12 protein-coding genes are annotated in these 11,248 nt (G+C 68.6%); 4 read left to right on the forward strand and 8 right to left on the reverse strand.

Annotated features, from left to right (window positions below; genetic code table 11):
• Positions 1 to 757 precede the first annotated feature (757 nt).
• On the reverse strand, positions 758 to 1,039 hold the full coding sequence (locus BLQ75_RS15305) for a YciI family protein (protein ID WP_092602864.1): 282 nt from the start codon (positions 1,037 to 1,039) through the stop codon (positions 758 to 760).
• A 97-nt stretch (positions 1,040 to 1,136) separates the two neighbouring features.
• Here BLQ75_RS15305 and BLQ75_RS15310 point away from each other — a divergent pair, with 97 nt between their 5' ends.
• The 3 genes from BLQ75_RS15310 to BLQ75_RS15320 all read left to right on the forward strand — a co-directional run bounded on the left by BLQ75_RS15310 (position 1,137) and on the right by BLQ75_RS15320 (position 3,450).
• Entirely contained in the window at positions 1,137 to 1,721 is a 585-nt protein-coding gene (locus BLQ75_RS15310; RefSeq protein WP_092602866.1) for a SigE family RNA polymerase sigma factor, read from the forward strand.
• A 281-nt stretch (positions 1,722 to 2,002) separates the two neighbouring features.
• Complete coding sequence (gene nagA / locus BLQ75_RS15315; RefSeq protein WP_092602867.1) at positions 2,003 to 3,178, forward strand: N-acetylglucosamine-6-phosphate deacetylase; 1,176 nt, start codon at positions 2,003 to 2,005, stop codon at positions 3,176 to 3,178.
• A gap of 44 nt (positions 3,179 to 3,222) precedes the next feature.
• The gene (locus tag BLQ75_RS15320; protein WP_092602869.1) at positions 3,223 to 3,450 is read left to right on the forward strand and encodes a hypothetical protein; all 228 of its coding nucleotides are present in this window, start codon (positions 3,223 to 3,225) and stop codon (positions 3,448 to 3,450) included.
• A gap of 47 nt (positions 3,451 to 3,497) precedes the next feature.
• Here BLQ75_RS15320 and BLQ75_RS15325 read toward each other — a convergent pair whose 3' ends face one another.
• From BLQ75_RS15325 to pyrE, 3 genes are all read right to left on the reverse strand, one after another.
• Positions 3,498 to 4,460, reverse strand: a complete 963-nt coding sequence (locus BLQ75_RS15325) for a DUF368 domain-containing protein (protein WP_244515585.1) — start codon at positions 4,458 to 4,460, stop codon at positions 3,498 to 3,500.
• A 193-nt stretch (positions 4,461 to 4,653) separates the two neighbouring features.
• Positions 4,654 to 5,382: a TrmH family RNA methyltransferase gene (locus BLQ75_RS15330; protein WP_092602871.1), complete on the reverse strand. Its 729-nt coding sequence runs from the start codon at positions 5,380 to 5,382 to the stop codon at positions 4,654 to 4,656.
• Between the two features lie 130 nt (positions 5,383 to 5,512).
• Positions 5,513 to 6,091 carry an orotate phosphoribosyltransferase gene (pyrE, locus tag BLQ75_RS15335; RefSeq protein ID WP_092602873.1) on the reverse strand — a complete coding sequence of 193 codons (579 nt, stop codon included), beginning with the start codon at positions 6,089 to 6,091 and terminating at the stop codon, positions 5,513 to 5,515.
• Positions 6,092 to 6,252: 161 nt separating this feature from the next.
• Between pyrE and BLQ75_RS15340 the strand changes: the two genes are divergently transcribed.
• On the forward strand, positions 6,253 to 6,750 hold the full coding sequence (locus BLQ75_RS15340) for a GNAT family N-acetyltransferase (protein WP_244515588.1): 498 nt from the start codon (positions 6,253 to 6,255) through the stop codon (positions 6,748 to 6,750).
• 236 nt (positions 6,751 to 6,986) lie between these two features.
• Here the strand turns inward: BLQ75_RS15340 and BLQ75_RS15345 are convergent, their stop codons facing one another.
• The 4 genes from BLQ75_RS15345 to BLQ75_RS15360 all read right to left on the reverse strand — a co-directional run bounded on the left by BLQ75_RS15345 (position 6,987) and on the right by BLQ75_RS15360 (position 10,937).
• Complete coding sequence (locus BLQ75_RS15345; RefSeq protein WP_092602875.1) at positions 6,987 to 7,844, reverse strand: SAM-dependent methyltransferase; 858 nt, start codon at positions 7,842 to 7,844, stop codon at positions 6,987 to 6,989.
• 487 nt (positions 7,845 to 8,331) lie between these two features.
• Complete coding sequence (locus BLQ75_RS15350; protein WP_092602877.1) at positions 8,332 to 9,105, reverse strand: SDR family NAD(P)-dependent oxidoreductase; 774 nt, start codon at positions 9,103 to 9,105, stop codon at positions 8,332 to 8,334.
• A 705-nt stretch (positions 9,106 to 9,810) separates the two neighbouring features.
• A complete protein-coding gene (locus BLQ75_RS15355; RefSeq protein WP_092602879.1) occupies positions 9,811 to 10,068 on the reverse strand; it encodes a DUF397 domain-containing protein in 258 nt (85 codons plus the stop codon).
• A complete protein-coding gene (locus BLQ75_RS15360; RefSeq protein ID WP_092602881.1) occupies positions 10,065 to 10,937 on the reverse strand; it encodes a helix-turn-helix domain-containing protein in 873 nt (290 codons plus the stop codon). Before BLQ75_RS15360 ends, BLQ75_RS15355 begins: the two co-directional genes overlap by 4 nt.
• Positions 10,938 to 11,248: the final 311 nt, after the last annotated feature.

The raw sequence follows: 11,248 nt of genomic DNA on the forward strand, positions 1-11,248 counted from the left end.
GAAGCGGCCTCGACAACGACAGCCCACGGGCCCGGTGCGATCGCCCCGACCAGGGCTCCGACCCCGCCGTCTCGTTCCGCACCCGGGAAACGAAGGTGACGGATCAACCGGCACACCAGCGGCGAAAGGCACCGAGACCGCCCACGGGCGGCCCGACGAGTCGGACGACGTTTCGACCGCTCAAGACGATTCGTGTCTTCGCGACACACCCGACCGTCATGCTCACAGCGGCGTAAAACGGACGGAGCAGAAGGAATCCCACACGAATCGCCCCTATGGTGAGGTTCGAGGCGTCAATTCGGGGAGAATCGTTCTCCGTGACGCATCCGGCCGATCGGTCGAGTCGGTAAAGCCGTTCCGACTTCCCCGGATTCGGTCTCCGGTGCCGTGGCGGCCCGGTGCGGCGACGGCCCGATTTCCCGACTTCCGGGGCGTGTCCCATCGCCGGCTCCGAAGTCGGCTGATTGAGCTTCGACCGGGTCGGCACGGCACCGCCCTCACCCCAGCCACGTGCTCACGAACCGCTGGAAGGCACCATCGAGTACTGGATCACGTCGGTTACGACGAGCTCACCGGCACCGACCGTGTGGGGACCGGGCACGATGTCACGACAGTTCCCACAGGAGGTCAGCGTGATTCCGCGCCCGGGTATCCCGAACATGGCGGAAGGAACGGGCTCGCGCTCGAACCGGTCGTCCCGGCGGCCCCATTCGAGACGGGCTCCGGGGACGACCGGCCTACCGATCTCCCGTCGGTCTCAGCCGAGCCAGCTGCCGGTGAGGGGCTTCCACTCCCGGACGGTGGTCTCGGCCAGCACGCCCTCCTTGGCGTAGGGGTCCTCGGCCAGGATGCGGTCGAGTTCGGCGCGGTCGGTGGTCTCGTAGACCAGCATCCCGCCGTCACCGTCGGCGAAGGGACCCCCCGACAGCAGCACGCCGCGGTCGGCGAGGTCCTTGGAGTAGTCGCGGTGCGCGGAACGGACCCGTTCGAGCAGTTCCCGGTCGTCGCTGTACCGGATGTTTACGACGAAAGTGGGCATCGAAGGACCTTTCGGACGGTGTGTTGGTCACAAGTTTCTTGCGGACATTACCCATTACGCAGACGAGCGGGGGGCCGAGCCGGTAACTTGCGGAGTCGTGATCGGGGACGGAACCAGCGGAGTGGAACGCTCGGTCGAGCGCACGCTCGGCCACCTGCGTGTTCTGGACGGATCGGACGAACAGGAAGAGCAGACCCAGGCACCGCTGACACTGGAGGACCTCTACCGCAAGCAGCAGATGCGGATGGTGCGGTTGGCCATCCTGCTGGTCGACGACCCGGCCACCGCCGAGGACGTGGTGCAGGAGGCCTTCACGGGCCTGTACCGCAACTGGTCCCAGTTGCGGGACTCCAAGGCCGCTGTGGGGTACCTGCGCACGGCCGTGGTCAACGGCAGTCGTTCGGTGCTGCGCAGACGCAAGACCGCGCGGGAGTACCAGCCGCCGCACCAGCCCGACGCGCGCTCCGCCGAGTCGCTGGCGATGCTGTCCAGCGAGCACCAGGCGATCGTGGCCGCGTTGGGGCATCTGCCGCGCAGGCAGCGTGAGGTGCTGGTGCTGCGCTACTACGGCAACATGTCGGAGAGTGAGATCGCCGAGGCCACCGGTGTCTCCAAGGGGACGGTGAAGTCGACGGCCAGTCGTGCGTTGGAGGCGTTGCAGAAGCAGCTCGGCAACGCCTGATCGCTCGGTGGCGGGGACGGGGTCTCGCACCCGCTCCCCGCCGCTGGTGTCCCCTCACGTGATGCCCGACACGTTTCGTGGTGTTTCGTACACCAACTGAATCGATTCACGCCTTCAGTTCCCCCGAAAGAGCGGCACACACCACGTCTCGCACAGGTGGTGTAGACCAAAATGGGGTCGATGTCGCAGGATCGGACCCGAAACCGGAAACGTTCGCCCGGCAACACGGGGCGCCTCCCACGGCACCGACCGCAGCCGCTCCTGGAAGGAACGCCGACACCTTGAGCAACGAAGCAACCGCACCGTCACTGATCGGCGGCAGGATCGTCACCGACGAGGGGGCGCCCCGAGACGGCTGGATCCGCATCGAGCGGGGACGGATCGCCGAGATCGGCGAGGGCCCCGCTCCCGGTGGAGCGCCGGACCTCGACGGCAGCTGGATCGTGCCGGGATTCGTGGACATCCACTGCCACGGAGGTGGGGGCGGCTCGCTGACCAGCCGCGATCAGTACCAGATCAGCAGGGCGGTGGCCGCGCACCGAGCCCACGGCACCACGACCATGCTGGCCAGCCTGGTCACGGCCTCAACCCCGCGGCTGCGGGAGCAGATCGAGTCCCTGCTCGAACCGGTGGCGGCGGGCCAGCTCGCCGGGATCCACCTGGAGGGGCCGTTCCTGTCCGCCGTCCGCTGCGGCGCCCACGACACCGACATGCTCCGCCCGCCCGACCCGGAAACCGTGACCGAACTGCTGGAGGCGGGCCGGGGAGCCGTCCGGATGGTCACGCTGGCGCCGGAGCTCGACGGCGCCGTCGAGGCCGTGAAGCAGCTCTCCGAGGCCGGGGTGATCGCCGCCGTGGGGCACACCGACGCGGTGGCCGAACAGGTGCGCCCGGCGGTCGAGGCCGGGGCCACCGTGGCCACCCACCTGTTCAACGGGATGCGACCGCTGCACCACCGCGAGCCCGGGCCGGTGGGCACCCTGCTGGACGACGAGCGGATCACCGTCGAGCTGATCTGCGACATGGTGCACCTGCACCCGACGGTGGCGCGCCTGGTCGCCCGCCACGCCGGTCCCTCCCGCACGGTCGCCGTCACCGACGCGATCAGCGCCACGGAGGCGGGCGACGGCCACTACGAGCTGGGCAGCCTGCCGCTGACCGTGACCAACGGCGAGCCGAGGCTGGCGGACGGGTCACTGGCGGGCAGCACGCTGACCATGGATACGGCACTGCGCAATCTGGTGGAACGCTGCGGCCTGAGCCTGCCGGAGGCGGTGGCGGCCTGCGCCACGAAACCCGCCGAGCTGCTGGGGCTGTCCCACCGGATCGGCTCGATCCGCCCCGGCCTGGAGGCCGACCTCGTGGTGCTCGACGAGGGACTGCGGCCCCGGCACGTGCTCAAGGGTGGCTCGGTGGTGTCCGGGAGCCTCGCAGGCAGCGACTCGGCGGTGAGGTGAGGACCGCCTCCCCGGGAAGGCACTCGGGTGCCTACGCTGAGGTCATGAGTACGTCCTCGACCGGCGGTGAACCGGACCCGGAGCGGATGCTCTCCGCGGCGCTGCGCGCCCAGGCGACGGGCAACGCCACCCCGGAGACCCACGAAGCACCCGAGTCGGAGCCGCCGCGGCGGTCGGAACCGCGACGGCTGCCGGTGTTCGGCCTGCTGCTCTACGCCCTGCTGCTGGGAATCGTGGTCGGCGGGGTCGCGGGCGCGGTCTCGCTGCTCTGAGCCCGCCCACCGACGCTCCGTGGTCGCCGGGGACGTCCGTCCCCGGTTCACCCCACCCGGGAGATCCGTTCGGTGGGTTCGTCATCGGTCGGCCGGTTGCGCAACGCCAGGTGCTCGATCACCAGCACCGCCGTCACCAGCGCCACTCCCAGCAGGAAGAACAGCACCGTCACGCCGACACCGTCCGAGGGGGCCAGCAGCTCGCGCTGCTCGCTCTGCCACGGCCACAGCGCGCGCAGGCAACCGGCCATGATGCCGGTCATCACGACCAGGGTGATCCGCCTGCGGTGTTCCAGCAGCCACTGCAGCAGCTTGACGAACAGCGACAGGCCGATGACCGCGCCCAGCGCGAAGGTCGCGATGTAGCCGAGGTCCCTGTCGTTGAGAGCCGAGATCGTCGTCTCGTAGAGGCCGAACGAGAGCAGGAAGAAGGAGCCGGAGACTCCGGGCAGCACCAGGGCGCAGACCGCCACGGCTGCCGCCAGCGCGACGAGCAGCGGGTTGGGCGAGACAGAGGTCGGCGGCAGGCTCGTGAGCCCGAAGGCCAGCGCGGCGACCAGGACGGCGGTGACGATCTCGGAGGCGCGCCAGCGTCCGCCGATCATGGAGATGGGCACCCACAGCGAGGCGAGCACCAGGCCGAAGAACACCGCGCGCGAGGAGACCGGGTGGTCGTGCAGCACCGGCTCCAGCAGCTTCGCGGCGATCAACGCGGCGCACACCAGCCCGATCAGGGCGGGCAGCACCACGTCCCAGCGCACGCGTCGGAACTCGGCGGACGCCCGAGAGAACCCCGCGCCGCGCGGCACGTCGGCCACGGCCAGGCGCAGCGCGCTGAGCAGGTGCCCGGCGGATCCGATCAGTGCTTCGTAGATCCCGGTGACCAGGGCGATCGTCCCACCGCTGACCCCGGGGACGATCTCGGCGGTGCCGATGAGCGCACCACGGACCAGGTTCGCTAGATACGCGCGCAACGAGTTGACCATGACCTGCTTTTCATTGTCGGACACTGAGAGAACCAACGGCGGCGCAGCCGGGGGCGAGTTCGCGCCGGAGAGGTCCGACGGGAGAGGTTCGCCCGGTTCGCGTGAGCACGACCCTACCGACCGGCCTCATGATGCCACCCGTGCGTGATCGAGAGCTCTCCAGGTGGATCCCACCGCTGGCGGCCGTCCGTGGCCGGTGCGGGCGGGGCGCCGGAGTTCACCACGCGTTCTCCAGCCGGGCGTGCTGCCGGATCCAGGTGTGCATGACGATCCCGGAGGCCACTCCGGCGTTGATCGACCGAGTGGAGCCGAACTGGGCTATGGAGACCACCAGGTCGGCTATCCGGCGGGAGTCCTCACCGAGCCCTGGGCCCTCCTGCCCGAACAGCAGCACGCAGTCGGCGGGCAGGGCGACTCGTTCGATCGGGGTGGCGCCGGGGGTGTTGTCCACCGCGACCACGCGCAGCGAGTGCTCGTCGGCGTAGGAACGCAGCTCGTCGAGGTCCGGGTGGTGGCGCACGTGCTGGTAGCGGTCGGTGACCATCGCTCCGCGCCGGTTCCAGCGCCTGCGACCTACGATGTGCACCTCCCGCGCGGCGAAGGCGTTGGCGGTGCGCACGACCGTTCCGATGTTGTGGTCGTGCTGGAAGTTCTCGATCGCGACGTGGAAACCGTGCCGCCGCCGGTCCAGGTCGGCCACGATGGCCGGACGCCGCCAGTAGCGGTAGTGATCCACCACGTTGCGGCTGTCGCCGTGCTCCAGCAGCTCGGGGTCGTAGCGCTCGTCGGTGGGCCACTCCCCCTCCCAGGGGCCGACACCGACCTGGGCTCCCCACTCGGTCGGCCCCGGTTCGGCCGCCTGCCGGTCGGGCTCCCCGGCGGCGGTCGCTCGGTGCTCGTCCTCCGGGACGGCCCGGTGCTGTCGGGCGGTGTTTTCGGAACTCACCGGGACTCCTCGTTCTCCTCGGGGGTGCCGGGACCGTTTCGGGCTCCGCTCCCGCCGCCCGCGCGGTCCACCCCCGGAAAGGTGGGACCGCGCCGGGTGTTCGGCGGGAGCGGTGGGCGGGACCCGTGCCTCATTCCAGCCCCAGGTCGGCCAGCCCGAGCAACGTGCGGTACGGCAGCCCCGCGGCTTCGATGGCCTCGCGGGCTCCGGTGTCCCGGTCCACCACCGTGGCGACCCCGACGATCTCGGCGTCTTCCTCCCGGAGGGCCTCGACGGCGGTGAGCACGCTCTCACCGGTGGTCGAGGTGTCCTCCACGGCCAGTACGCGGCGGCCGGAGACGTCGGGACCCTCGATACGGCGCTGCATGCCGTGCCGCTTGGTGTTCTTGCGCACCACGAACGCGTCCACGGGATCTCCGGATGCGTGCAGCACGGCGGTGGCCACCGGGTCGGCGCCGAGGGTGAGGCCGCCCACCGCCGCGTAGTCCCAATCGGCGGTCAGCTGCCGGAGCAGCGCTCCGATCAGCGGGGCTGCCTCGTGGTGCAGTGTCGCTCTGCGCAGGTCCACGTAGTAGTCGGCCTGGCGCCCCGAGGACAGCGTGACTGGCTCGTGGACCACCGTGAGATCCCGGACCAGGCGGGCGAGCCGGTCGCGACGTTGCTGGTCAACCGTAGTGTGCGCGGGTCGTTCCTCCACGGCGGGCAGCATACCGCGCCGACGGGCGACCTTTTGGGCCGCTGCCGCCACAGCTTTTCATAAAATTACCCCATACTGCGGCCGATTATCGAAGCGAACCAATAATCTCACCCAATCGTGTGCACAAATAGGGGTGCGTTCCGAAAAAAGAACCAAGGGTTAATATTCCCGCCATGACATCAATCGCCGAAGTCCGCCCCATCAAGAACAGCGACGTCCCGGAAATACTGGAACTGGGCGAGGAGCTTTTCGACACCTCCGTCTTTCCGTACAGCATGTGGTCGCTCAGCGCCATCGCCAAACACCTTGATCAACAACCGGAGGCCTGCCACGTGGCCGAGGCGGGAACGCTCAAGGTCGGATTCGTACTGGCATCGATGCCGTTTTTCGACAGGAAGGACTGGGGTTACGTCGAATGGATCGCGCTGCGCCCCGATTTCCGAGGAAGGGCGCTGGCGACCGAACTGGGCGACGCCAGCCTCCGTGCGCTGTACCGCGCGGGAGCGACCCGGGTGGTGGCCGACATCGACTCCTCCAACCGGGTGTCCAAGCTGCTGGCGCGCTCGATGGGCTTCACCGAGCTGACCACGGTGACCTTGTTCGCCGGGCCGAGCCTGGACTGGGTCAAGTCTCCCGAACAGGGCGAGAAGGTCCTCAGCGGCGAGGCCTGACCGGCGGCACCAGCCCTCGGAGGCCGCGGTTCGTGGTCCCCGCCCCCGCGCGGCGCCCACGGGCCGGAGGGCGGGCGCACCTCCCCGCCCCGGAACCCGCGCGGCGGACGAGGCGGACCGGTACCGGTCGGTGGTGGATCTACGGCCGGGCCGGTTCGCTCGGCGGCAGCGGCCGCACCGGCACCCACCTCCGGGGAGATCGGCGACGAACCGGTCGGCGGGGCGGGACGGGACGTTCAGTTCGGGAACAGCACCTCGTCCCGGCGCAGCGTGAGGATCATGATCCCGACCTCGGGAAGCTCGTGCCAGGCGCTGAAGGTGGCGATCGCGCGCTCGGCCAGTTCGGCTCCCAGCACGCGTTCGATCTCGTCCCAGCCGTCGCGCAACCGGCGCAGCACCCTCGGCCAGGTGGGCATCGTGTTCTCGGTGATGTCGACGAACTCCACCGGTGACAGCCCTGCGGCGTTGGCCAGCTCGACGTGCCGTTGGAGCGTGTCGAGCGAGACGGCCTGGATCAGCTCGTAGTACTCGGCGGTTCGGTGGCGCAGCCGTTCGCTGGCCGGGACTCGCGTGAAGGGGGCCTCCAACACGAGACGTCCGCCGGGGCGCAGCAGGCGGGCCATGCTGGGCAGCAGTTCCGCCAGTTCGAAGTACTGGGAAGACTCCAGCGACATCGCCGCGTCGAAGGTCCCCGGGCGGAACGGCGGGTTGAGCGCGTCCGCGTACTCGAAGGAGACGTAGTGCGAGACCCCGCTCGCGCTGGCGTGGGTGGCAGCTTCCCGCAGCGCACGGCGGTTGACGTCGATGCCGGTGACGTCGGCTCCGGTGCGGATACCGGCCGAGACGGCCGGACGGCCGTTGCCGCAGCCCAGGTCCAGCACCCGGTCGCCCGGGCCCACGCCGAGCTTGTCGGTCACGAATTCCGTCAGCCGACGGGAGGCGTTCTCCAGAGAACTGTCATCCTCGCTGTCGTACCAGTACCCGTTGTGCAGATCGGGACCACAGTACTTTTCGGCCAACGGTGCGAACCGTTCGTAGGCTTCCTCGATACCGGTCGCTGGAAGCGCCGATCCCAATCCGGTTCGGTTTGACATGTCGTGTCTCCGGTTCTCGGTGAAACTCGTTGCCGAATGACTCCTGAAAAGATGACAGCCTTCCGGAAATCGTGTCGGCGGGTGACGCTCGCGGAAGTCGTCCGGAACACTCCTCGCGGGACGAAACACCCAGGACTTCCGGTGACGTTGTCACCGCGGAGAAAGTAGCAGTACTTCCGGGCGGACGTGTTACCACACCCGAGGGAACACGACATGACCAATTTTCATTTTTAGTGCTCCGCGTGCGGCGAGCCGCCGGGCCGGGCGCGGGACCGGACGCCGGGTCGGGTAACGGCTCGGGTGGCCGAATCGGGAACGGCCAGGACGCCGCTCCCACGACTCGGCCACCGCGCGGGATTCGCCAAGCCGGCTCGCCCGGGGACCGGCCGGGCGCGGTGCCCGCGCGATGCCGGTCCCGCCGGAGCCGGAGCGCGGCGGTTCCGCCGCCCCGAGGGTGCGGAGCGGACGGACGGGAGGTTCCGGCCGGTCAGGTGCGTCCCGGGGCGGTGCGGGTCACCACGAACCGCTGCAACCCGTTCGGGATCAGCTTGCCGAGGGCGACCACGGCCTTGTACTGCGCGCCCGGGATCGAGACGGTGCGGCCACGGCGCAGGTCGCGCAGCGCCTCGTGCACCAGCGTGTCCGCGTCCAGCCAGAACGCCTTGGGCAGCCCGCTCATCTCCAGCTGGGCCCGCTGGTGGAACTCGGTGCGGGTGAAGCCCGGGCACAGCGCCATGACCCGCACGCCCGTTCCCGCCAGCGAGGCGGAGAGCCCCTCGGAGAACGTGGTGACCCAGGCCTTGGTGGCCGAGTAGGTGGAGCCGGACATGGCGAAGAAACCGGCCACACTGGACACGTTGATCACGTCGCCGCGCCCGAGGTCGCGCATCACCGGGACCACGGCGCGGGTCAGCCGCAGCACCGCGGTGACGTTGAGGTCCACCTGCTGCCGCAGGGTCTCGGGGTCGGTGTCCCAGAAAGCGCCCGAGGTGCCGAACCCGGCGTTGTTCACCAGCAGGTCGATCGGCCTGGTCGCGTCGCCGAGGCGTCGTTCCACCCCGGCGAGCTCCTCCTCGCGGGTGAGGTCGGCGGGCAGCTGCTCGGTGGCGGTGCCGTGGCGGTCGCGCAGGAACTCGGCCAGCGAGGCCAGCCGCTCGGAGTCACGGGCGACGAGCACCAGGTCGTAGCCCTCTGCCGCGAGCCTGCGGGCGAAAGCTCGCCCGATGCCGGCGGTGGCGCCGGTTACGAGAGCGGTAGACATGCCCCGAACCCTACCCGTGAGTCACCGCGAGCCCCGCCGTCGCCGAAGTCTCCCGGCACGGCCGTGGGGAGTCCGGAGGCGGCGGGCCGGGTGACGGGAAGGCGGAGGCGGGAAGGTGGGGGCGGGAGACAGGAGAATCACTCCTGATCAATCGCGGGTCGCCTCCACGGGAGTGGAGAGCACGACACTCCCACGTGCGGACGGTGCGTGCGTGGCGGTCCATCTCCACGCATGTGGAGAGCACGCGGCCATGCGCGATACCCGCAATCTGTGGGACGGTCCACCTCCACGCCCGTGGAGAGCACCGCACGACCTTGGCGCCGTACAAATGGAGTCCCGGTCCACCTCCACACGCGTGGAGAGCACCGCAGTCCTCGGCCGGTGTGATCGCCCGGGGACGGTCCACCTCCACACGCGTGGAGAGCACCCTCTGCGACCTGCGACGTTACAACCGCCGCTGCACGTTTTCACACCACCACGACACCGGGACGTCGCATACACCGATCGCGTCGGGAGTGAAGCCGACCTCCACACAGGCTCCACCGTTTCCACTACTGCGGGCCTCCCCGCTCCACACGGCATCCGCGAAACTGCCCGGACTCACCCCTGCCCCCTCCCAGGGCGGTTCGTTGAACCAGAGGCCGGCTGGATCAGCTGGTGAGTAAAGCACAAGGCCCCGGAACAGCAGGGCCTTGTGCCGAACGATCAGACGAGATGGTCGAATTCTCCCGCTTTCGCGCCGTCGATGAAGGCGCGTAGCTCCGCGCGGGTGTAGACCTGGGCGCGAGAGCGGCGCTCCTCCGCCGGGAGTTTGTCGTCCTGGATACTGATGAACTCTCCGTCCGAGGCCAGTGTCACGCACCCACCGTTCCCGTTCGAGTAACTCGATTTGACGTGGGACCCGTGCAGGAGAGCTTCGTAGCGCTCGTCGTCCAGCTCGTGGTAGGGATTCCGTGCTGTCATGGTAGCTCCTTCAACACCGCGCGGATCAGGTCCTGTGACTCCCGTGCCGGTAGCGCCTGGGCCAGACCCGCGTCAAACATGTAGGTGCACTGGCGAACAGCCTGCCGGTCCTCATAGATCCGCTGCGCTGTTTCACTGTCCACATACACCACATCGCCGTCCAGCTCGTGAGGGAACCCGAACAACACGAAGTTGTCGCTGCCGGGGAGGGCACCAGCGCTGAACGGTAGGACGTGAATCGTGACGGGCAGCCGTTGAACCACTTCGGTGAGGTATTGCAGCTGCTCTCGCATCACGTCCGGCCCACCGACCACGGTGCGTAGAGCACCTTCGCTCATCACCGCGGTCAGCCCCTCGAAGTCAGGGTCGGAGAGTCGCTCTTGGCGGCGCAACCGCATATCCGCCATACGATCGATGTTGATCGGTGAGACGAACGCGCGTGCACTGCCGATCACGGCCTCCGCGTAGGAACGTGTTTGCAGCAGTCCCTGGATGAAGGCGTTGTCGTAGCTGCGGGCGGTAGTGGCGTCTTCTCCGATTTCCACCAGCATCTCGACATCCTGCGAAACGATGTCGGCGTACTCCTGCCACCAGCCGCGCTCGTCGGCGCGGCGACGTAGTTCCTCCAGAGTCTTCCGGTGCTCGGCGTCGACTTGGAGCGCTTCGGCGACACGATCCAACTGTTCCGGGGTGATCCTGGCCAGACCCGTCTCCAGCCGCGACAAGTGCGTGGTGGACAGCCGTCGTTGCTTGGGCTGATCATCGTTGACTCGGCCGACCAGGTCGTCCTGGCTGAGTCGAGCTTCCTCGCGAAGTCGTCTCAGCTGCTTACCGAGGCGACGGGAACGTACTGTCTTGCGCAGAGCCATAGTTTCTCCCTCGCTGGCAGCCTATCCGTACACGTCTCGTGGACAGGCAAGACTCTCTTGTCATCCGATCGATCGAACTTGTCGCCTGTGCAACTTTCGTGGACATTTCAGCATGTTGCTTGCAAGTTGCAGTTACGTTTAGCATGCTGGATGTCGACCAAGCGTGACAAGTCGCGCGAAGAGAGTCCTGAAAGGACAAAGCCAGTGAGGATCTTCTGACCGCTCGTCCGGTGGTGGGTGCCACCGGACGAGCAGCCTTTCCCGCGTACGCCGGCAAGCATCACGCGGGGATGGCTCCCTCAGCCAGTTAC

Origin of the sequence: Actinopolyspora xinjiangensis, assembly GCF_900104475.1 — a bacterium.
Taxonomy (GTDB): Bacteria; Actinomycetota; Actinomycetes; order Mycobacteriales; family Pseudonocardiaceae; genus Actinopolyspora; species Actinopolyspora xinjiangensis.